The 21,966-nt window shown below is 40.2% G+C and carries 18 protein-coding genes; 12 read left to right on the forward strand and 6 right to left on the reverse strand.

Going from position 1 to position 21,966, the window contains the following annotated elements:
* The first annotated feature begins 43 nt into the window (after positions 1 to 43).
* A complete protein-coding gene (locus M028_RS0122810; protein ID WP_051591209.1) occupies positions 44 to 1,360 on the forward strand; it encodes an O-antigen ligase family protein in 1,317 nt (438 codons plus the stop codon).
* Between the two features lie 26 nt (positions 1,361 to 1,386).
* Here M028_RS0122810 and murJ read toward each other — a convergent pair whose 3' ends face one another.
* The gene (gene murJ, locus M028_RS0122815) at positions 1,387 to 2,910 is read right to left on the reverse strand and encodes a murein biosynthesis integral membrane protein MurJ (protein WP_026575899.1); all 1,524 of its coding nucleotides are present in this window, start codon (positions 2,908 to 2,910) and stop codon (positions 1,387 to 1,389) included.
* Positions 2,911 to 3,008: 98 nt separating this feature from the next.
* Between murJ and M028_RS0122820 the strand changes: the two genes are divergently transcribed.
* From M028_RS0122820 to M028_RS0122830, 3 genes are all read left to right on the forward strand, one after another.
* Positions 3,009 to 3,731 (forward strand): WecB/TagA/CpsF family glycosyltransferase, encoded by a 723-nt coding sequence (locus M028_RS0122820; protein ID WP_026575900.1) that lies wholly within the window; start codon positions 3,009 to 3,011, stop codon positions 3,729 to 3,731.
* A gap of 145 nt (positions 3,732 to 3,876) precedes the next feature.
* On the forward strand, positions 3,877 to 4,983 hold the full coding sequence (locus M028_RS0122825) for a glycosyltransferase (protein WP_026575901.1): 1,107 nt from the start codon (positions 3,877 to 3,879) through the stop codon (positions 4,981 to 4,983).
* Positions 4,984 to 5,177: 194 nt separating this feature from the next.
* The gene (locus M028_RS0122830) at positions 5,178 to 6,230 is read left to right on the forward strand and encodes a glycosyltransferase family 4 protein (protein WP_026575902.1); all 1,053 of its coding nucleotides are present in this window, start codon (positions 5,178 to 5,180) and stop codon (positions 6,228 to 6,230) included.
* Between the two features lie 86 nt (positions 6,231 to 6,316).
* On the opposite strand, the gene M028_RS0122835 is transcribed toward M028_RS0122830, so the two are convergent.
* Positions 6,317 to 7,321: an LCP family protein gene (locus M028_RS0122835; protein WP_026575903.1), complete on the reverse strand. Its 1,005-nt coding sequence runs from the start codon at positions 7,319 to 7,321 to the stop codon at positions 6,317 to 6,319.
* Positions 7,322 to 7,511: 190 nt separating this feature from the next.
* Positions 7,512 to 8,144, reverse strand: a complete 633-nt coding sequence (locus M028_RS0122840) for a YigZ family protein (protein WP_026575904.1) — start codon at positions 8,142 to 8,144, stop codon at positions 7,512 to 7,514.
* Between the two features lie 300 nt (positions 8,145 to 8,444).
* On the opposite strand from M028_RS0122840, the gene M028_RS0122845 reads away from it, so the two are divergent.
* The 5 genes from M028_RS0122845 (at position 8,445) to M028_RS0122865 (ending at position 14,106) form a co-directional block, all read left to right on the forward strand.
* Positions 8,445 to 9,578: a sensor histidine kinase gene (locus M028_RS0122845; protein WP_026575905.1), complete on the forward strand. Its 1,134-nt coding sequence runs from the start codon at positions 8,445 to 8,447 to the stop codon at positions 9,576 to 9,578.
* Positions 9,579 to 9,650: 72 nt separating this feature from the next.
* Positions 9,651 to 10,334, forward strand: a complete 684-nt coding sequence (locus M028_RS0122850) for a response regulator transcription factor (protein ID WP_026575906.1) — start codon at positions 9,651 to 9,653, stop codon at positions 10,332 to 10,334.
* 286 nt (positions 10,335 to 10,620) lie between these two features.
* Positions 10,621 to 11,460 (forward strand): DegV family protein, encoded by an 840-nt coding sequence (locus tag M028_RS0122855; RefSeq protein ID WP_026575907.1) that lies wholly within the window; start codon positions 10,621 to 10,623, stop codon positions 11,458 to 11,460.
* Positions 11,461 to 11,900: 440 nt separating this feature from the next.
* On the forward strand, positions 11,901 to 13,373 hold the full coding sequence (locus M028_RS0122860; RefSeq protein WP_026575908.1) for a DEAD/DEAH box helicase: 1,473 nt from the start codon (positions 11,901 to 11,903) through the stop codon (positions 13,371 to 13,373).
* Between the two features lie 16 nt (positions 13,374 to 13,389).
* Positions 13,390 to 14,106 (forward strand): ComF family protein, encoded by a 717-nt coding sequence (locus M028_RS0122865; RefSeq protein WP_026575909.1) that lies wholly within the window; start codon positions 13,390 to 13,392, stop codon positions 14,104 to 14,106.
* A gap of 46 nt (positions 14,107 to 14,152) precedes the next feature.
* Here M028_RS0122865 and M028_RS0122870 read toward each other — a convergent pair whose 3' ends face one another.
* On the reverse strand, positions 14,153 to 14,647 hold the full coding sequence (locus tag M028_RS0122870; protein WP_026575910.1) for a spore coat protein: 495 nt from the start codon (positions 14,645 to 14,647) through the stop codon (positions 14,153 to 14,155).
* A gap of 271 nt (positions 14,648 to 14,918) precedes the next feature.
* On the opposite strand from M028_RS0122870, the gene hpf reads away from it, so the two are divergent.
* The 3 genes from hpf (at position 14,919) to M028_RS0122885 (ending at position 17,914) form a co-directional block, all read left to right on the forward strand.
* Positions 14,919 to 15,467, forward strand: a complete 549-nt coding sequence (hpf, locus tag M028_RS0122875; RefSeq protein ID WP_026575911.1) for a ribosome hibernation-promoting factor, HPF/YfiA family — start codon at positions 14,919 to 14,921, stop codon at positions 15,465 to 15,467.
* Positions 15,468 to 15,577: 110 nt separating this feature from the next.
* Positions 15,578 to 17,188 carry a gamma-glutamyltransferase family protein gene (locus M028_RS0122880; RefSeq protein WP_026575912.1) on the forward strand — a complete coding sequence of 537 codons (1,611 nt, stop codon included), beginning with the start codon at positions 15,578 to 15,580 and terminating at the stop codon, positions 17,186 to 17,188.
* Positions 17,189 to 17,350: 162 nt separating this feature from the next.
* Positions 17,351 to 17,914 (forward strand): Uma2 family endonuclease, encoded by a 564-nt coding sequence (locus tag M028_RS0122885; RefSeq protein WP_026575913.1) that lies wholly within the window; start codon positions 17,351 to 17,353, stop codon positions 17,912 to 17,914.
* A 93-nt stretch (positions 17,915 to 18,007) separates the two neighbouring features.
* On the opposite strand, the gene M028_RS0122890 is transcribed toward M028_RS0122885, so the two are convergent.
* On the reverse strand, positions 18,008 to 19,897 hold the full coding sequence (locus tag M028_RS0122890) for a multiheme c-type cytochrome (RefSeq protein ID WP_026575914.1): 1,890 nt from the start codon (positions 19,895 to 19,897) through the stop codon (positions 18,008 to 18,010).
* A gap of 307 nt (positions 19,898 to 20,204) precedes the next feature.
* A complete protein-coding gene (locus M028_RS0122895) occupies positions 20,205 to 21,902 on the reverse strand; it encodes a cytochrome c3 family protein (RefSeq protein WP_026575915.1) in 1,698 nt (565 codons plus the stop codon).
* Positions 21,903 to 21,966 lie beyond the last annotated feature (64 nt).

Consider the following 21,966-nt stretch of genomic DNA (forward strand, 5'->3'; position numbering starts at 1 on the left):
AATGTAAATATTAAAAGTAATACTTCTTAGCAAAGGGGGGCGATTGAAAATCAATCCTTCAAAGAATTCAATTGTTATCACGATTACCCTTATTTATATTGTTTTACAGCCCATCCTTGATCTATTTACATCGTTATCGCTACGGCTGCGGGGACAGGACTTTACCACGGGAATATTGATTCGTTTGGCTTTTCTTGTATTTATGGGGTTGTATGCAATGTTTTTTTCGAAAGGAGTGAGATATTACTTCCTCCTGCTAGCAGGGTTTTTAGTGATTCACCTACTCATCAATCAATATGATAAGCCCATATTTTCGGTTTCAGTTGAAGTTAAATACATAATTAAACTTGTTTATTTTAATATGGCACTGCTCTTTTCTTTTGTTCTATTTAGCCGGGAAGGAGGAATCCGAAGGCATAAGGCGATTGATGTAATTGTGATCGCGATGACAATGGTGGGAGTAATCATGATTGTTTCCGGACTAACCGGAACCGCATTTAACAGTTATTCATGGGGAAAAGAAGGGCATGTGGGCTGGTTTTATGCCGGGAATGAAATCGGAGCGATCTTGGCGATGGGTTTTCCTGTAGTGGTGTTGGCTGCCCTCCAAAAAACAAACTGGGCCTGGATTTCGGTGTTGCTTGTCATATACTCGTTGTTTGCCTTAGGGACGAAGGTTGGTTTTGGGGCAATCCTTATCGTCTTGCTTTTGGCCCTGGTGATGTCCCTGTTTGGATTAGTCAAAAATCGTTCCGGTTGGTTACAGCCAATTATGCTCATAGCACTATTCGCTGGAATCTCTTGTTATTTTCCGTTTTCCTCTATCGCTAGAAATATGAATATGCATTTGAATTTGGTTGAAGCGAATCAATCGAAGGATGTGGAGAAGGTTAAATCAGAGACTCCTGGAACCACAGGAACCCCTGTTATCCAAATGGAAAATTTGGTGCTGAGCGGCAGGGAACATTTCCTATCCATACAGAAACAATACTTTAGAGACGCTCCCATCGTGCAAAAGCTGTTTGGAATGGGGTATGGGGGAAATTATCCGCAACAACCAAAGCTGATTGAAATGGATTTCCACGATGTGTTTTATTCGTTGGGAATATTCGGGTTTATTTTATACTTTACCCCGCTTGCTTGGATAATGGTTCAAACAGGACGTTACGCCCTGCGTAATCTTCCGGAAAGCTTTATGTTAAGAAATGTATTAATCGCGTCAGGTGCCGTTTTGGGATTAGGGATTGCTTTTACTGCGGGACACGTTTTAACGGCCCCCGGGGTAAGTATCTATTTAGGACTGCTGCTGGCTTATTTATTGACGATTCTTAAGGATCAGAGTGGAGAGAAGGGAATGTAAGGGAACCGCCATGGAGCGGATTCCCTTTATTTTTGTTTTCTCCTTTTTACAATGGCAATCAATCCGAGAATTTCTTGTGGTTTTAGGAGAAGCGCAAAGGCTGTAAATACAGCAAATGTAACCATTGTAACGAGACTTAGATGGAGAATTGAATTTGTTACCGGTAGAATAAACGCTGTTAGCCTTGAAATCATAAAGACAATCCCGAAAAGGATGAGTAATTTCCACAAGCCATTCCCAAAGGATACCTTTGCGGTTTTTTCAATTGGGACATGACTAGAAAGGCTGGAAAATAATAATAAAGTTTGAAACAGCATGGCAATCGCGGTGGCCAGGGCAATCCCGCCAACGCCAATAAAATGAGCCAAAATGACGCTCAAAACGATGTTTAATGCAACCGAGAGGATACTGCATGTCATCGTCACCTTTGTTTCTTTTAGGGCGACAAAACAGCGGTTCAAATACTCCTTTAATGCCATAAAGACCATTCCAAAGGTATAAAAGAAAAAGGCCTGTTTGGTCATCATAGCTGCGGTTTCATCAAAAGCTCCCCTTTTAAAGGCGAGTTCCACTAGGATTCCGCTCTCGACAAGCATCACAACCGCAATTGGAATTGCTGCAAAGGTGATTAATGAAATTCCTTTGAATACCCATTGGACAAACTCCACACCCCTATTAACTGCAGAATCAACGACCGATGGAAAGATCACGGTAATCAGGGATAATAGGAGTATACTAAGGGGCAGGTACATTAATTTATTGGCGTAATTTAATGCCGAAACGCTGCCCTCGGGAAGTCGGGATGCCACCATTCGGTCTACCACTGCATTGATTTGATAGGCCCCAGAGGCAATGATAATAGGTGAAAATAATTTAAGGGTATTAAAGATTTGTTTCTGATACGTTTTAAAGGCGAAATTAACGTAAAAAACCTGATATTTTTTTATAAAAGGATAAAGAATGAAAAATTGACTGACGGCACCAAGAAGCGTTGCAACTGCGACACCGTAAATCCCATATTGTTTGGTTAAAAATATAATCGTAATGATCACAAATAAATTTTGTGGTATCGCAATAAACGCTGGTGGTGCAAAGACTTTTTCATATTCAAGGATCCCGGTCATAATCGCTGATAGGACAAAAAAACAAAAACTCGGCAGCATAATCATTGTTAGTTGGTTGGTAAGTTCAGCTTGTTGGATACTGAAGCCTGGCGCAATCATTTTTGTTATTAAGGGTGTCACTAAATAGAATACGAACGTTAGAAAAACGGACAACGTGATAAACAGTGTTGCCAAGACGCTAATGATGTTGCTAGCTTCCTCCTTGCCTTTTTCCTTTGCTTCAGCATAAATCGGTGCAATTCCGCTGGTAATCGCCATTCCGACAGCGGCAAATAGCAGGACAGGAATAACTGAGGCAACAAAAAAGGCGTCAGTAACGGTTGATGCGCCAAAATAAGCCGCCATCAATAGGTCACGGCCGAACCCGAGAATCTTGCTGACAATCGCGATTAACGTTATAATTCCAACTGATTTAATCATTTTCATAAAAGTCACCGTCTTTGACTTGCCAAATGGTTCATTAGCCATTATGGTCAATAATGGAACAGGTTATATGTAAGGATATGAAAGAATGAGGATTACATATGAAAAATAACGTAAATATCTTGGGAATCAATTTTTTAAATAAAGGCTTTAATGAGGTTGTTCATTTGCTAACGGAGCGGATTGCTAAGGGTGTTAAAACGTTCGTCGTAACCGCCAATCCTGAAATTGTGATGTATGCTAGAGAGGACAAGGATTATTGGAAAATTGTCCAGGAGGCCGATTATGTTGTTCCGGATGGATCTGGGATTATTTTAGCCGCTAAAATCTTAAATTCGCCGATTCAGGAACGGGTCACTGGCTATGATTTAACCATAAGGCTTTTGGAGTTAGCCAACCAGAATGGCTGGCGTATTTACCTATTGGGCGGCAAGGAGGAAACGAATAAGAAGGCAGTTGCTACGATCTGTGAGCGGTACCCTCATTTGGTGATGGCCGGCTTCCACAATGGGTATTTTAAAGGGAAAGAGAACAAGATTGCAGACGAAATCAAAGCAGCCAATGCGGATATTGTTTTTGTGGCATTAGGCTTTCCGCGGCAGGAAAAGTGGATTTCCGCTCATTATGCGACGTTTTCAAAGGGGATATTTATGGGGGTTGGCGGAAGCATTGATGTCCTTGCGGGGGAGGTTAAGCGTGCCCCTCTTGTTTGGCAGAAGCTAAACCTGGAATGGTTTTACCGGCTCGTGAAACAGCCATCCCGTTGGAGAAGAATGCTGGCTTTACCAAGGTTCTTGGTGGAGATTTTGAAGGTAAAAAGGTAATTGGTACTGGAAAGACTTTTATAGGCATCATCCTCTTGGATAAATCTAACGTACATGATTTTCCGCCATTATGGTAATAAACAATAATAGATGAAACTTTTTATCGAAAAAAGTCGTCAATTTATTGAACCAGAAGGTGAGAAGGGTGAAGGTGCTTCATTTAAATGCTGGGGTGGAAACCGGCGGGGGAATGGTTCATATTCTTGATTTGCTTGAAAATGATCAAGAACCCGAAATCATTTTAGGTCTTTTTGAAAAGGGCCTTATGTATGAGAAAGCAATCAATAAAGGAATTAATGTCGTTCTATTTCACCAAAAATCAAAATGGGATCTTACCCTTCTTAAAAAAATCATATCATTAATTGATCGAGAGATGATTGATATTGTTCACACCCATGGGCCGCGGGCTAATTTTTACGGCTGCTTTTTAAAAAGAAAAAGGCAAGCCTTACGCTGGGTCACTACTCTCCATAGCAACCCACGCCATGACTTTCTTGGCCGAGGATTGCCAGGTGTGATGTTTACAGCACTTCATTTATGGGCATTAAAAAAACCAGATCATTTTTTAGCCATTTCCGAAAGATTTAAAAATTTATTAGTCGCCGAAGGTATTAATGAAAATAAAATCACCCCCATTTTTAATGGTATTGATTTTAAAAAAACCTTTTGGACAGAAAAGATCTCGCGTTATGAATTAAACCTCGTGGACAATGACTTCTTAATCATTATGGTTGCTAGATTATGCCCGGTAAAAGGACATTCTACTGTTTTTGAGGTTATCAAGGAATTAATCCGTCTGCATGACAATGTCAAATTGCTCGTTGTGGGTACGGGCAGCTTAGAAACAGAACTAAAACATCTTGTTTCGCAGCTGGGAATTGAGAACCATATTCTTTTTTTAGGACAACGTCAGGATGTTCATGCTTTATACGAAATCTGTGATGTTAAATTACTTGCTTCCTTTAGTGAAAGCTTTCCACTTGTTTTGCTGGAGGCCGCTCGGGCTAAAAAACCCATCATCACCTCCGATGTCGGCGGTGTTCGTGAATTAATCCCTTCAAAAGAGTTTGGCTGGATTGTTCCGGTTAATCAAAAGGAACCATTGCTTTATTCGATAAAAGAAGCCATTCACTTCCGTGAAAAGGGTAAGCTAAAGGAAATAGGTATGAATCTTTACAACCATGCTTCCACACAATTCACCATTGAAAATTTTCGTAATAGCGTCCTTGCTGTATATAAAAATCTTGGATAAAAAAAAGGATCCATTACGGACCCTATGTTACAAAAATCGCTCAAAAAACTGGTTATTTGACATTATTTTTACAATACGATTTTTTTAGACCAAACTAAAATCTATGTGCTATAATATACACGTTGTATCAATAGAAAAATATGCCTTGGTTCTAAAATTCAGAAAGGGGCATTATATTCATAAGGAGGGTCTTTATGCTTTATTTGACCTTTTTATTATGTTTTTTATGCTCCATTCTTATCACACCAATTATTAAGAAATTGGCCTTTAAGGTAGGAGCAACAGACAACCCGAACCAACGAAAAGTCCATCAGAAGATTATGCCGCGGTTAGGTGGTTTGGCGATATTTGTAAGCTTCCTTCTAGGGCTTCTCCTCATGCATCCAGATAGTCAATATCACGCAGCCATTGTGGTAGGGAGTGTGATCATATTAGCTACGGGTGTTTTAGACGATATCTATGAATTATCGGCAAAATTAAAGTTTTTGTTACAAATTGCAGCAGCCCTCATTGTTGTCTATTGGGGCGGCGTCCAAGTTGATTTTATTAACTTGCCATTCGGCGGGAATTTATATTTTGGTGCCATGAGCGTACCGATTACCGTCATATGGATTGTCGGTGTTACCAATGCAATTAATCTGATTGACGGACTTGATGGTTTAGCCGCTGGTGTTTCATCAATTGCATTAATCACGATTTCTGCAATGGCGATTGTCATGGGCGATCCGTACGTCATGACGATGGGTGCTATATTATTAGCAAGTACATTAGGATTTCTTATTTTTAATTTCCATCCCGCGAAGATTTTCATGGGAGATACAGGAGCTCTTTTCCTTGGGTATATGATCGCTGTTCTTTCCTTATTAGGTTTTAAAAACGTAGCGTTTATCTCCTTTGTTGTTCCTGTTATTATTTTAGGCGTTCCAATTTCAGATACATTTTTTGCAATTGTGCGTCGCCTTTACAATAAAAATCCGTTATCGGCTCCGGATAAATCCCATTTACACCATTGTTTACTTAATCTGGGCTTCACCCACCGACAAACGGTATTGTTGATTTATGCCATGAGTGCAATGTTCGGCTTAGCCGCAGTCATCTTTACGATGACAACGGTATGGGGATCAATTTTAATGCTGATTATCATTTTGCTGGCAATTGAATTGATCGTTGAAAGCATTGGCTTAATCAATGCAAATTATAAACCCTTACTAAAAATTGTCCAGGTATTAGCAAGAAATCGTCAATAATGAAAGGGCCTTTAAGCGGGTCCTTTTTATTTTGGAGAAATTAAATAGAAAAAACCCGGCTGAGGGTGTCAGCCGGGTTTTTTCTATTATTGACTTGTTCCAGTAGTATCACTTGAAGACGTAGTAGTTTTTCCTAATAGATGGTTTTTCAAGATTAACTTTGTTTCATCTAATGAAGTTTGATCTAATCGATAATAATAAATCCCGTTAATCCGTGAATCTTGACCTTTTAAGGTAAGTGACTCAGTATCTAAACCGCCTGCTTTAATATAGTTTAGGAACGATAACATTTGATCAAATGTTAAATCTGTTGTCATATTTTTACCAACTGCATCGATTACCTTTGAATAACTGGTTACATTTTTAACGGAAGTTGCCTGTGAGAGAATTGACTTCATAATTTCCTGTTGTCGTTTTCCACGATAAATATCGCTGTCATAATGTCTTGTTCTTGCTAAAGCTAATGCTTGTTCCCCGTTCAGATGTTGCATTCCTTTTTGTAAGGTAATGGCACCCTTATGATCCTGAGAATCCTGTTCCGTAAAGGTATATGGAACATTAACATCAATTCCGCCTAGGGCATTAATGATATCCATAAACGCATTGAAATTCATTTTTACATAGTAATTAATTGGCATATCAAGTAATTCTTCAACGGTATCAAGTGTAAGCTTTACCCCGCCATAGGCATGTGCATGCGTGATTTTTGTGTAGATATTCTTTTCTGGAATATAAACATAAGAATCACGGGGGATGCTTAGTAGCTTAATGGATTTATCTTTTTTGTTAAAAGTTGCTACCATCAAAGCATCCGAACGAGGGTTTCCTTCTTTCCGTTTACTGCTGTCATCGACTCCAATAAAAAGGATCGAAGTGTTTTCTACCGGCACATTTTTAAATACACGTTTTGATTCCCGATCAATCGGCTTATATGATTTATTCATTACCGATTCTGCTTTGTTATAAAGGAAAGTGGCATAAGCTGCACCGCCGAGTCCAATGACTAATATAGGCAATAAGATCCAGGCTAAAAGTCTTTTTCTTTTCTTCTTAGATTTTTTATTTATACGGTCTTGTCTATTTGCAGACATAGATGATCTCCTTTTCATTGTAAAATACTGTATGAAAACATACAGAACCATGATTAATTCTATAATATTTTAGGAGATTGGTAAAATGAAATTTTTTGTAAATCGTAAATTTAATGTTGTATATTGTTGAAATTTGTAAAAAAGATGTACTTCAGATGAAAAAAAGGCCAATCCAGTATTGGTCAGCCGTTTAAATATCTTCCTCCAGGTAAAGTATTTCCCCTTCGCTAATTTTACCTTGTCCATTGGTCATTTCTGTTATCCAAGTGCTGAATTGCTCAATTTCGCCTTCCTCAACAAAAACTTCAAATTCTACTGTATCTAAATAATGAATTTCTTTGAGCGTATAAACAGAAGAACGCAGTTCATTTTCCAATTTACCAAGCCATGTATAATCGACAGTAACATGCATGACTTTCATTAATTTCCGCTCAACCACACCAGTTGCAGCAATTCCTTCTGAAGTTGCTTTTCCATACGCACGAATCAGTCCGCCAGCTCCTAATTTAATTCCTCCAAAATAACGGGTGACGACAACCGCTGTATCCTTCAAATTCTTTTTCTTTAATACTTCGAGGATCGGTACACCAGCCGTGCCGCTGGGTTCGCCATCATCATTGGCTTTTTGTATTTGATCGTTTTCGCCAATTAGATAGGCGGAACAATTATGGGTTGCATCCCAATGTTTTTTCTTAATCGTCTGGATAAAATCCTGTGCAGCTCCTTCTGTTTCAACTCTTTTTATATGGGCAATAAAACGGGACTTTTGAATAACAATTTCATGTTCTTCGGACTCTTTTACTGTATAGTAGCGGGACAGCATACGTGAGCCTCCTTCAATTTTTCTGAAAAAATGACTTGTGTAATATAACTTTAATATATGTGTAACCTTAGCATGGTATAATAAGACATGTTTGATAGTGTAAACCTGATTAGGGCTTATTTTTAATAGTAAAAAAGTTTTAGAAATAGTATTCTTATTATACAACTTTTTTACGAAATTTGAGGGGTTAGTTACCTTTAAATTTCTATATTAATACAATTCAAGGTAAAATATGTTAAATAGCCTTTGTTCTAAGGACAAATAACAGGGTACACAAAGCTTCTTAATGGAGGCATTTTTATGAAGATAAAAAAACTTAATATGAAGTCGATTGATGAGATTCGTGAAAAAATGATTGAAACCGTTACTTCCAGTAAAACGGATATATTTCAAATTGAAGAGCAGTGCCGCCAGGATTACGACAGCATGAGGGATGAGCTCCAAGCCATTAAGCATATGGTGGAGAAGCTCTCGGGTGAAGGCGACTCCCTTGAGGAACAGGTTAGGCAGGCGCGTTCAAGGCTTTCTGAAGTGAGTATGAACATTAAACATTATTCGGAGGGCGAAGTCAGGGAGGCGTACGAAAAAGCGCACCAGCTTCAAATGGACCTCACTATTAATTGGCAATACAAGAAGCAGCTATTGGATAAACGAGATGATCTTGAACGAAGACTGCTGGCACTGGATGATACCATTGACCGGGCCGAGCATCTGATATCGCAAATCTCCGTTGTAATGAATTATTTAATGAGTGAAATGGGCGTTGCGCTCGAGGATGCGAAAGCGAAGCAGGATTTCGGCTTAAAGATAATTGAGGCTCAGGAAGAAGAGCGGAAGAGGATGTCACGGGAAATCCATGATGGTCCCGCGCAAATGCTTGCCAATGTGATTATGCGCTCGGATTTAATTGAGCGGGTGTATCGGGAGAGCGGACCCGAGGATGCTTTTTCAGAGATTCATAGTTTTAAAAAAATGGTCCGTTCAGCACTTTACGAGGTTCGCAGGATAATTTACGACCTTCGTCCTATGGCGTTGGATGATTTAGGATTAGTTCCTACCCTCAGAAAATACCTGCTTACTATCGAAGAATATCATAATCACTCCAAAATTCATTTTGTGAATATTGGACTAGAACATCGTCTTCCAGCTAAGTACGAGGTCGCATTATTCCGAATGATCCAAGAGTCAGTGCAGAATGCTTTAAAACACGCCAATGCCTGCGAAATAAAAGTAAAATTAGAAATGACTCAGACAGCCATTAAAGTACTTATTAAGGACAATGGTGCTGGATTTGATACGAGTCAGAAGAAACCTGAATCCTTTGGTATTATGGGTATGAAGGAACGGGTCGACTTGCTGGATGGCGAAATTATGATTGAATCAAAAATTGGTAAGGGAACCGCTGTTACCATTCATGTTCCGCTGCCTGAATAGGAATCAATTAACCAGAACTTAAAGCGATTTAAACAACAAAATCTTATTACAAGGATTAGGGAGGCGAAGAAATTGACGACTAAAATTGCCATTATCGACGATCATCAATTGTTTAGAGAAGGAGTAAAAAGGATTCTCGAATTCGAAAAAACGTTCCAGGTTGTAGCCGAGGGGGATGACGGCAACGAAGCGGTTCGTATTGTCCAAGAGTTCAGTCCAGATGTGGTCATCATGGATATAAATATGCCACAAAAGAACGGAGTGGAAGCAACCAAAGAGCTTGTAGAAAAATACCCGGAGACAAAGGTCATTATTTTATCGATTCATGACGATGAAAATTATGTTACACATGCACTTCAAACTGGTGCGCAAGGGTATCTTTTAAAGGAAATGGATGCCGATGCCCTCATCGATGCAGTTCGCGTCGTTGCTGACGGCGGCTCCTATTTACACCCAAAGGTTACGCATAATCTAGTGAATGAATACCGCCGTTTAACAGCGGGAAAGGTATTTGGAGGCTCATACGTTCAAACGGTAGAAATCCGCCGGCCGCTTCATTTGTTAACGCGCCGTGAATGTGAAGTGCTGCAAATGCTTGCTGATGGAAAAAGTAACCGCGGAATCGGGGAAGCCCTTTTCATCAGTGAAAAGACCGTTAAAAACCATGTCAGCAATATCCTGCAAAAAATGAACGTAAACGACCGTACACAGGCCGTTGTCGTTGCCATTAAAAATGGCTGGGTAGAAGTTCGATAACGCATAGATGCGTTAAAATACATTTGGAGAGGGCACGCTTTCGGGCGTGTTCTTTTTTGGGTTTCATATCAAAATATTTGATACGCGGATAAAGGGCTTCAATTCGCGGATAAAGTAGTTGGATTCGCGGATAAAAGGGCTACATTCGCGGATAAAGTCCGATCCATAGCGGTTGAAGTGTAAATTTACACATTGTGCCATTCTAATACCTAGATAATTAATGCAAAATAGCCGGATTTCGGATAAAATGGAAAAACAATAGTCTAGACAAGGATGGTATTTTGTTATGAAAACAGCAGTTGTCACGGATAGTACTGCATACATCCCAAAGGAATTACGTGATAAATGGAATATACATATGGTCCCGTTAAACGTTATTTTCAGAAATGAGGCTTACCAGGAAGAGGTTGACATAACCGCAGAGGAATTTTACCAAGAAGTAAAGGAAAAAGGTTTGCCAACTACTTCACAACCGCCAGTCGGCCAGTTTGTCGAGCTATTTGAACAACTAGCGAAGGAGTATGATGCGGTCATCAGCATCCATCTTTCAAGTGGCATCAGCGGAACCATCCAGGGGGCTGTCACGGCAGGAACGATGGTAGAAGGGATAAGGGTTTATCCGTTTGATTCAGAGATCAGCTGTATGGTTCAAGGCTTTTATGCGATTGAAGCTGCGGAAATGGCGTCAAAAGGTGCTGATGCGGATACAATCATAGCTCGCCTTGAAGACCTGAAGCAATCAGCCCAGGCTTATTTTATGGTCGATGATCTTTCCCATTTGCAGCGAGGGGGACGCCTTACAAGCGCTCAAGCCTTTATCGGCAGCCTGCTTCAGGTGAAACCGCTGCTCCATTTTGAAAATAAGGTTATTGTGCCTTTTGAAAAAATCCGTACACGCAAAAAAGCGATGAAGCGGATTGCTGACTTGCTAGGGGAGGATGCGGCCACGGGTGCATCCTATCGGGCTGTCATTATCCATGCCAACCGCGAAGCGGAAGCGCATGAGTGGAAAGCGGAGTTATCAGCGATGTATCCGAATGTTGAATTTTTAATTGGCTATTTTGGAGCTGTAATCGGTACCCATCTAGGCGAAGGTGCAATGGGGATGGGCTGGATGCGGAAGTAAGATTGGAAGATAAAATCAGTCAATGGGAACATATATTGGTTAAATTGGAACATAAATAGGGTCAAACGGTACATAAAACGTTCAACTTGGAACATAAAGTTTCACCTCTTCTAAAATTGGTAATAAATAAACCCGGGAATCTGCATAAAATGAGCCCCGTCGTCTTAAAGGGAAGGGGAAATTACCAGAGCCAGGCTTTCGCCTGGCTTTTTGATTATTAAAAATAAGATTGGATCATAAAATCGAAAAAAGCGAACATATATTGCTTAACTTGGAACATATATCGGGTCAAACGGAACATTTAACAAGTGCACTCGGAGCTTCAAAAAAAATGTTCGACAAAAGCAGGAATGAATCAGTTCCTGTCGAATTTGTAAAATGAATTCATCGAACTCTCCTCAACAACACCTTAACAAAATCCCCAAAAAGAAGGTGCCCACATGCGTTTCGCATTGAAAAACAATATCCTCTGCCCGCAAAAGGAAGATTCCTTGCCGATTTCCAGCATCCCCAACATCCCGCAGCCACCGCCTAACCCAAACTTTCACTTTAACCCTGAACTGCAACTGCTTCTTACCGGCAAACAGCTTCTCACAGACGACATCCCATTGAAGGAATTGCAAGTTCACTATGAACAAGGCTATGTAACCTACCGTAAAGGCATTGATTACCTCGGTAAACAGCCGATTTGCGCTCGTTGTGGAAACAAGGACCCGCAATGGTTCGCCCGCTTTCCATGCGCACGATGCGGCGAAATATGCCTCTATTGTCGCCACTGTATTATGATGGGAAGAATAAGTGAATGCACCCCTCTTATCGGCTGGAATGGTCCCCCGCCGGAAATAAAACTCCCCGGAAAGATCATGGAATGGCAAGGGAAACTTTCAGCTGGGCAACAAGCTGCATCCGACAAGGTGGTTGAAGCAATTGAGCAAAATCATGAACTTTTGGTATGGGCAGTATGCGGGGCGGGGAAAACCGAAGTTTTGTTCCATGGGATCGAGACTGCACTAGCCTCAAGCAAAAGAGTTTGCATTGCTACCCCCAGAACAGATGTAGTTCTCGAACTTACTCCCCGTCTTCAAGCGGCATTTCCTAGTATCGATGTTGCCTCCCTCTATGGCGGGAGCAAGGACCGTCATCTTTACGCACCGCTCACCATTGCGACCACACATCAACTGCTAAGGTTCTACCATGCCTTTGATACCCTAATACTTGATGAAGTGGATGCTTTTCCTTATACCGTTGAAGAGTCACTCCAGCATGCGGCTGTACTGGCGCGAAAACCAGTTTCAGCGATGATTTATTTAACTGCCACCCCTAATCAAAAATGGCAGAAAGAATGCCGGCAGGGAAAAAGAGCCTATACGACGATTCCAGCCCGATTCCATAGACATCCGCTTCCAGTCCCGCAATTTGTCTGGTGTGGGAACTGGCAAAAGACTCTCCATAATAACAAACTACCCGCAAATGTGCTTCAATGGATAAAACATCGAATTGAAAGTAATAAACAATCACTCATATTTTTTCCACATATTCCTTTGATGGAAAAAGCGCTCCCGATCCTACGCCGGTTTGCCCCAAATATTGAAGCCGTCCATGCAGAAGACCCGGAACGAAAGGAAAAGGTACAAAAAATGCGGGCAAAGGAAATTCCATTACTTTTAACGACAACGATCCTTGAACGAGGCGTTACCTTTCCCAACATCGATGTCGCCGTTGTTGGTGCTGAGGATGATATTTTTACTGAAAGCGCGCTTGTCCAGATTGCTGGAAGGGCAGGAAGAAGTGCGGCCCATCCAACAGGGGTGGTTACCTTTTTTCACTATGGTAAAACGGATGAGTTGCTAAAAGCAAAGCAACAAATTGTTTTTATGAATCGAGAAGGAGTTAAAAAGGGACTAATCGATTAAAAAGAGGTGAATTCCGGTGATTCTTTTCCAACAGGAACGTTGTTATCTTTGCCATCAACCAATCCCTCCGATCATTGGATGGAGGGCGATTTTTTCGCCAGAAAAAGATCAATACCTGTGCCCTGTTTGTGACTGCAAACTTGAAAAAATAGCTGGGGAAACATGCAGAATTTGCTGCCGGCCATTCCGTCATTTGGATGAGAAATTTCGTCATGGGGACCTCTGTCATGATTGCATGCGGTGGGAGCAGGATCCAGAGTGGCAAGGGCATCTCGATAAAAACACATCATTATATCTTTACAATGATTTTTTAAAAGAAGTGATTGCTGTATTTAAATTTCGCGGTGATTATATCATTGCGAAGGTATTTGCAAACCAAATTCATGAAGTGCTTCAAAGAATGAAAACAGATGTGGTCGTACCAATTCCATTAAGCGAGGAGCGCCTCTATGAACGAGGTTTTAATCAAGCAGAGGCTCTTTTATTAGAGGCTGGTTGTACATCAACACCGCTGTTAACTAGGGTTCACTCTGAAAAACAATCAAAAAAAAGCAGATCCGAACGGATTCATCTTCCACAAGTATTCGCAATTAATCGGCAAATTGATATCCAAGGAAAAAACATTGTATTAATCGATGATGTATACACAACCGGTTCAACCCTTAGACATGCTGCAAAGCTTATTAAAAAAGAAGGAGCAGCCGGTATTCAATCGCTGACTCTTGGAAGATAGTTGCCAAATAAAGGTGGCAAGCATTGTGTGTCGCCACCTCAAAACACTAATATTTCATTCTAAGCGCGTGCTGTGCATTGTGAACATCCTGCCCAAGCAAAGGACCTAAATCATAGGAAGGATAATAGCCGTGTTTGTGCATGTAGTTATAGGCCCGTTCATGCCCGTGGATTGCAGCAATCAGCTGATTGGTAAAGGTTTTTCTTAACGCAGGTGTTGCTGTTTCCGTAATGGCGGCTGCCAGGCAACGGACTAACTCTTTAGAGAGAGCCAGCAAATCGGCTGCAAAAAAGCTGACATCCTGACGGGCTTCTGCCTCTCTCCCCTGATATCCCGGTGCCGAAGGGTAAAATTGAAGAAGTTCATTTAAGTTTCCTTCAAGCTCCCCAATGCATGTTCTGTAAAGCTCTCTTAATTCCTGGTCTTCAACCTTTTTAAAAGACATTTTCAGTTTCATTAACCCAATGGATTGAAACGCAACAATTTCATGTAATTCCATTGTTTCATGCCATGCGAGTAATTTTCTTTCTTGCTGAGCCATTTGGATGCCTCCGATCATTTTTTATCCTTTGTAACCTATTCTATGGGCATATAAGTGGTAAATTGTCCTATATAATATTAAAATTTAATTAAAATAAATTATCCATTTTACCCAAATTTACCCACACACATTCCGCTAAACACATGTTTGCTACTATATATGCATTGTTTTTGTCATCAAATCGACAAAATAATGTACTGTTTTAGCAGGATATTCATAGGGTAAAATAGAAATGTATTTACATAGTTTTAAAAAAAGGAGGAGTTCACTTATGAATTATAACGTTCGTGGTGAAAACATTGAGGTAACTCCAGCAATTCGCGAGTATATTGAAAAGAAAATTTCAAAATTAGAAAGGTATTTTACTGAAGCACCTGAAGCAAAGGTTAATGTTAACCTAAGGTTCAATCAAGATAAAACTTCCAAAGTAGAGGTTACGATTCCTCTTCCACATCTCGTCCTTCGTGCAGAGGAAACAAATTTAGATATGTATGCGGGGATTGACCTCATTTCTGACAAGCTTGAGCGTCAAATTCGCAAGCATAAAACAAAAGTGAACCGTAAATTCCGCGAAAAAGGCGATTTTCCAATCACCTTTGCAACTGCTGAAAATACAGAGTCTCACGATTTTGACGATGACGAACTAGAATTGGTTCGTACAAAACGCTTTGACTTAAAACCGATGGACAGTGAAGAAGCGATCCTACAAATGAACATGCTTGGTCATAGTTTCTACGTGTTCACCAATGCAGATACGAACCGTACAAACGTTGTTTACAAACGTAAAGATGGCCGTTATGGATTAATCGAAGCACACTAATAAAAAGAGAAACGCAGCCCCGAATCTTTAGGCTGCGTTTTTATTTTTTAATATATCAATTTCAGAATGTTCAGTATAATAGAGTGAATAGAAGTAAAGAGGTGTTGGCAATGGACTTTGATTTTCATTATCATCCTTATCCATCTCAACGGACTACCGTTTTTGCGGGACGAGGAATGGTCGCAACCTCCCAACCCCTTGCCGCCCAAGCAGGACTCGATATCCTCAAAAAAGGTGGAAATGCCATTGATGCAGCAATTGCGACTGCAGCGGCATTAACCGTGTTAGAACCAACCTCTAACGGGATTGGCGGTGATGCATTTGCGCTCGTATGGACCAAGAATAAGCTGCATGGCTTAAATGCCAGCGGTCCTGCCCCAAAAACCTTGACCATTGAAGCGGTAAAAGCGAAGGGCTATAACAAAATTCCTGCCTATGGCTGGGTGCCTGTTACCGTCCCTGGTGCTCCTTCCGGCTGGGCGGAGCTTTCAAAAAAATTTGGAAGATTGTCCTTAAATGAGGTTTTAAAGCCAGCGATCGAGTATGCTGAATATGGTTACCCGCTAACACCGATTTTGGCAAAATACTGGGATTATGCCTATAAACGCTACAAACAAATATTAACAAGAGACGAGTTCCAGCACTGGTTTGAAACCTTTGCCCCAAAGGGACGAGCACCAAAGGTGGGGGAAATCTGGCGTTCGGAAGGTCATGCATCGTCCTTACGCTCTATTGCCGATACAGCCGGCGAAAGCTTTTATCGTGGTGAAATCGCGGAACAAATTGCCGCTTTTTCCGAACACTATAATGGGTTCATTTCTCAAGAAGATCTTGCCGGTTACCGTGCAGAATGGGTGACCCCAATCAGGGTTTATTACCGTGGTTACGATGTCTGGGAGATACCGCCAAACGGACAGGGACTTGTTGCCCTTCTCGCATTAAATATTGTCAAGGGCTTCAACTTCACCGAAAAGGAAAACGTCAATACATACCATAAACAAATCGAAGCGATGAAACTCGCCTTTACAGATGGAAAGGCACATATCACAGACCCTTCTTTTATGAAAATGAACCTAGCTGACGTTCTTTCCGACGAATACGGGTCCATCAGACGGAGTGAAATTGCTGAAGAAGCCTCGCTGCCACTCCCGTACAAGCCTCCTAGCGGGGGCACGGTCTATCTTGCCACAGCAGATGGTGAAGGAAACATGGTTTCCTTTATTCAGAGCAACTACATGGGCTTCGGTTCCGGGTTAGTGGTGCCAGGCACCGGAATTTCCCTGCAAAATCGCGGACATGATTTTTCGTTAGATCCGTCACACCCAAATGCGTTAATGCCGGGGAAAAAGACATACCACACGATTATCCCGGGATTTTTGACAAAGGGGGGTCAGGCCGTCGGGCCATTTGGCGTGATGGGCGGTTATATGCAGCCGCAGGGGCATCTTCAGGTTGTTATGAACACGATTGATTTCGGTCTAAATCCGCAGGCAACGTTGGATGCTCCAAGGTGGCAGTGGTTGGAAGGGAAGAAGGTTCAGGTTGAGCCGCATTTTCCGCAGCATCTTGCCCATGCTCTGGTACGGAAGGGGCATCAAATCGAGATGGCATTAGATACAGGGGGATTTGGCCGCGGTCAAATCATCTGGCGCGATCCGGAAACCGGTGTGTTAATGGGAGGTACCGAGTCGCGGACCGACGGAGCAATTGTGGCATGGTAGAATTGTGCACTTGAAGCTAGTTTGGGGAGGTTTCAAGCGGAAAGTGTCTGTAATAGATAGGATAGGGGACAGTATGAAAAATCAATGGGAGTTTTCATCTCTCCGATGTTTTTCAATTAAGGATTGGTGTTAAACTATATGTATAAAGTGGAGGTGTCTCGAATGAGTATTAATCAACCTCATCCCAAGAAAGTAACATATGCTGAGTATCTAACTTGGCCAGATGAACCACGTTATGAAATAATTGAAAGCATTCCCTATATGCAAGCCGCACCATCGCGCCAACACCAACGTATTGTGACAAATCTCGCAGGAGAATTTTATTTGTTTTTAAAAGGGAAAACATGTGAAGTGTACACGGCCCCGTTTGATATTCGCTTATCCGCAGCGGAGGATGACGAGGAGTTTAACGTTGTGCAGCCTGATATTAGTGTTGTATGTGACGAATCAAAATTGGATGATAGAGGTTGCAAAGGGGCCCCGGATTTAGTAATTGAGGTCTTGTCTCCTTCTACTTGGCAAAGAGACCGAATTGAAAAAATGAATCTATACCAAAAACATGGCGTAAAAGAATATCTCTTGATATACCCAAACGAAATTATAATCGAGCAGTATATCCTAGATGAAAAATTTTATAAGACGCCTGTGATATACAATGAAGAGGACCATTTCACCTCGCATATTTTTCAGGAATTTTCTTTTTCCGTTAAAGATATACTTGCTTAAAAGCAAAAAGGCTGTCAAAAAGCTATGGTTTGCATAGTGAATGACAGCCTCCTTTTTGTAAATAGGAGTATAGGAATATGAACTTGTTATTTTTTATGGTGTAATTTGTGCTGTTGATTTTTTAGGAGCATGGGCAGCCTCGATAAAAGACTTGCTTTCCCCGCCATGACAGTTTGAACATGCCTTACTTTCTATATCTTTTTGAATTTCTTCCTTTGTTCCTTCACTTATTATTTTATGACCCTGAATTGAATCATCTAGTGCTTTACCCGTTACCCCAAAAATTGCAGTTTTGCTATTATGGCATTTCAAACAGAATTCGCGTTCACTGCTAGCACTCCATTCTCCAGATATAAAGGAGAAAGGTTCAGAATCTTGATCTTCGTGACCTAATTTTGTTTTTAACAGCATGAGATTTGTGGATTTATGCGTTTCATGACATTCTGAGCAAGGTAAGTATCCATTCAGCTGACTGCCGTCAATTGCAGTTATTTTGTGTTTAGAATCGCTATCCTGATAATATTGAAGAATATCCTTTGTGCCAACTTTCGTTTCTTTTTCGTTATTATGGCAGGTGAAACATAAGTCGAAATTTTCCTTTTGCCCAACGGCTGAAAACTGTTGATAATGAGAAATTTTATATGGATCCGGATCCTTTGGATCTTTTTCAGATGCTAATTGTCTTGCTAGATTTTTAAAATAGTTAGAGTTTAACTCATGGCATTTCTCGCAAAGCTGATTATTGCTGTCAATTTCTCCAACTTTTCCTGCATTAACCTCATCTTTATCCTCATGTTTATATACAAAATGATCCTGTAATAAATTTGGATTCCCTTCACTCCAAGTAAGATGTGGGTTATGACAGGCTGTACACGTACCTGATTTCTCTTCATGACCGCTTAATTGCTGAGTTTCATGCTTTGACTTAATATCTGAACTAACATTTTCAAAGACGGGCGCTGAGGTACCATCATGGCAGGCCATACAATAACTATTTTCTAAGTTTTTGGTATTTCTGTTTTTAATCTCTAAGCTTTTGTTATCCCCATAATGGGGACTATGGCAAATGGAGCAGTTATTTACATTATTTGTGTAGTATCCATGTGGCTGCTCTGTCCAATCAGATAAGTCCTTAAAATCACCCGAATCAGATTTGTATTTTTGATCATATAAAAATAAATTATTAATTGTATTACTGACTGTAGTGAATTTCCTAATAACCGGATATGGAGGATTACCCTCGTCATCCACATAGGAGGAATTGTAGAGAATATAATAAGTTGTACTTGGTGATAAGTCCTTCAATTTTAGCTCAATTTGGTTTTGGGCATTTATTGTTATGTCACCGGAAACTTGCTTTTCTTTATTAAAAACTGTAATTGGACAATATTGATTTGGATAGTCAAGAATAAGCTGATTCAAAGCATCGTTATTACTGACTTCCACCGTCATGGTTGGGTTCAACGAGATATGGGTTAAATCATCATTTTTCATGACATCGAGTGGTTTTGTCACTTCTTCTATTTTTTCGTTTCCATCCACTACTACTTTTTTCTGCGTAATAAAAGCTGTAATGGAAAGCGACTTTATATGAAGACGGGCATCATTTAATGGGTATTTGTCAGATTCAGTTAAGTTGTCGCTTGCTTTAATATAATAGTTGCTTGCTTTTTCCGTTAATACTTTTTTCATTGTCCAATTTCCATCTGTAGATGGGTGTATAGGAGAATCAAATTGTGGTTGATCTTTCGAATCAAATAATTGTATTGTGATATTTTCTAAGGGTGTCTGATCATCAGATACAGTCCCAGTAATCGTAGTTTCATCTCCTTCTACTTTAACATTGCTAATTAAAAGGGAAGGAGGGGATTTAGGAGGAGGATCTTCGGCATGAGTTTTAATCGGTAAGATAAGGGAGTATATAAGGACTAAAATCATTATGTAAAGGATATTTATATGTTTATTGTTATTTAGAACTTTCATAATTGGTCCATTCCTTTAGGCTGCGACATAAATGCTACTTTAGATTTTAGTTATTAATTCAAACAAATTAATTAATTTTAATATAAAAATTTCAGAAATCTACATTATTATTATACTTTTATTCTTAAAGTAAATGGATAACAGAACTGTGAATAATATTTGTCTCTTTTGTGAAGGCATTATTGACAGGTTTGTGAACACCCACCTATAATAAAAAAGAAAACAGCGTACCTAAGTATGCTGCTTTCAAAAACTTAAATTTTCGGTATAGGGCTATCAAATAGTGGGGCTATTTGTTAGCTCTTTTTTAATAGTCAAACTCTATACCGTTACGGTCAGAATCTATACCAGGTGTTGAGTTATATTGATAGGTGTCAGTGTTTCTTGTTCCTTCTGAGTGAGAAGAAGTATGACATCCCCAACATACAGCCATGTTCGTATAACGTTTTAGAGCAGAAGATGGGTTCTTATCAAGTAAATAGTCTTTAACCATTGTAGTACGGGCTCCACCAGTTACACCTGGGAAGTAGTTTGTAGTATCATCTAAGATATTTTGGTAAGTTAAACCACGAGCATCACGCATAACAGTTACGTCAGTACCGTGTGCATAGTGACAGCGTACGCAAGTGTAACTATCAGATGTTGTAGTGTGGCGGTATGCATGATCAAATGTACCAGAATTTGAGCCGGAAGAGGCTAGGTAATCTGTGTGACATGCAGAACAGAAGTTAGACATTGCAACCCCTCTACCTGATACATAAGCTGTGTTATTTGAACCATTAGCTAATTTGCTAGCCCATAGAGAAGCTACGTTTGTTGTTGCAACGTTGTTGGCATCTAAAGGACTAACATCTAACTTAACCACATAACCACGAGCAATGTTACCACTTACTAATGAATTAACGGTATCAACTAAAGCGGTTTTTGATGCAGGTACACCAGCAAAACCGTTACCTAAAATTTCTCCTTTTTTAAGTTGGTCAGTATCGAATACTTCTTTATTATTGTTATCTTTAAATGCCGTCCAGTAGTGTTTTACGTGAGCATCGTCGAATTCATAGCCATGTAACCATGGATCTGTATCGTTTGCATATGCGGTACCATTCCATTTCATTAATTGAAGTACAGTATCACCTGTTGTTAATCCTTTTGCAGAATAAGCAGCAGGAACCGTTGTTCCAATTGTTGATCGATAAAGAACATAGTTAATAGTTTTTGAATCGCCTGCTTTATTAGTGTAAGTTACGTCTGCAGAAGTAACTTTAGCTGAAATATCTGTTACAACAGGAACATTCTCTAGACGTTTACCGCCATCTTTTACTAGGGTGTTACCCATTTCGTTTGGATTTTCATGTAATAAACGATCAGAGTAAGATCCGTGTGGTGCGTGACAGCTTGCGCAAGTGAATTCTTCTTCCCAGTTGCCTGTACCATCTTTGTTTCCACCTGGAGCTGCTTTTAATTCTACAGTTCCATTTGCTAAGTGAACGGACATATTGCCATCATGAGTTCCGCCGAATGTACCAGCAGAGTTAGAACCAGTGAATACGTTATAGAAACCCAATGTACCATCGTGACATGCAGTACAGGTGGCATATTCGCCGTCTTTGAACAATAAGTTTTTAGATGCGCCTGTATGTGTTTGGTGACAGCTTGCACAAGAGTTAGTGTTATTCATATATGATCCGTGAGTACGTTGTGTTCCGTGTGTTCCATCTGCATTTTTAACCATGTCATCAGATTTGATAACATTATTAAAATCAGCGTTTTGTCCACCTGCACCAGAACCTGTTTTATTTGCGTTGCTTTTATCAATGGTGTTGTAGTTATTGTCCAGACCTTTATCATCTGCTTGTTTTCCATCCTGAATTGTTTTACCTTCAGCAGTTACACCATTATTATATGGGCTTGGTGGATTACTACCTGCTGCGAAAGCTATGACGCTAAACATTCCTACAAAAAGCAATGTAAGCAGGAATGAAAAGCCTAATTTGACCTTGCTCATTCCAAAAACCTCCCTTTTTACTTCTCTTTTTTTCTCTCTGTTTTTAAAATGATGAATCTAATAA

Origin of the sequence: Bacillus sp. UNC438CL73TsuS30, from assembly GCF_000482325.1 — a bacterium.
GTDB lineage: Bacteria > Bacillota > Bacilli > Bacillales > Cytobacillaceae > Neobacillus.

Excerpts from the sequence above, each read along its gene's own strand:
- M028_RS0122855 (WP_026575907.1), top strand. The coding sequence starts at position 10,621 with ATGAAAACAGCAGTTGTCACGGATAGTACTGCATACATCCCAAAGGAA.
- M028_RS0122895 (WP_026575915.1), bottom strand. The coding sequence starts at position 21,902 with ATGAGCAAGGTCAAATTAGGCTTTTCATTCCTGCTTACATTGCTTTTT.
- M028_RS0122885 (WP_026575913.1), top strand. The coding sequence starts at position 17,351 with ATGAGTATTAATCAACCTCATCCCAAGAAAGTAACATATGCTGAGTAT.
- M028_RS0122820 (WP_026575900.1), top strand. The coding sequence starts at position 3,009 with ATGAAAAATAACGTAAATATCTTGGGAATCAATTTTTTAAATAAAGGC.
- hpf (WP_026575911.1), top strand. The coding sequence starts at position 14,919 with ATGAATTATAACGTTCGTGGTGAAAACATTGAGGTAACTCCAGCAATT.
- murJ (WP_026575899.1), bottom strand. The coding sequence starts at position 2,910 with ATGAAAATGATTAAATCAGTTGGAATTATAACGTTAATCGCGATTGTC.
- M028_RS0122840 (WP_026575904.1), bottom strand. The coding sequence starts at position 8,144 with ATGCTGTCCCGCTACTATACAGTAAAAGAGTCCGAAGAACATGAAATT.
- M028_RS0122830 (WP_026575902.1), top strand. The coding sequence starts at position 5,178 with ATGCTTTATTTGACCTTTTTATTATGTTTTTTATGCTCCATTCTTATC.
- M028_RS0122890 (WP_026575914.1), bottom strand. The coding sequence starts at position 19,897 with ATGAAAGTTCTAAATAACAATAAACATATAAATATCCTTTACATAATG.
- M028_RS0122835 (WP_026575903.1), bottom strand. The coding sequence starts at position 7,321 with ATGTCTGCAAATAGACAAGACCGTATAAATAAAAAATCTAAGAAGAAA.
- M028_RS0122860 (WP_026575908.1), top strand. The coding sequence starts at position 11,901 with ATGCGTTTCGCATTGAAAAACAATATCCTCTGCCCGCAAAAGGAAGAT.
- M028_RS0122870 (WP_026575910.1), bottom strand. The coding sequence starts at position 14,647 with ATGGCTCAGCAAGAAAGAAAATTACTCGCATGGCATGAAACAATGGAA.
- M028_RS0122880 (WP_026575912.1), top strand. The coding sequence starts at position 15,578 with ATGGACTTTGATTTTCATTATCATCCTTATCCATCTCAACGGACTACC.
- M028_RS0122845 (WP_026575905.1), top strand. The coding sequence starts at position 8,445 with ATGAAGATAAAAAAACTTAATATGAAGTCGATTGATGAGATTCGTGAA.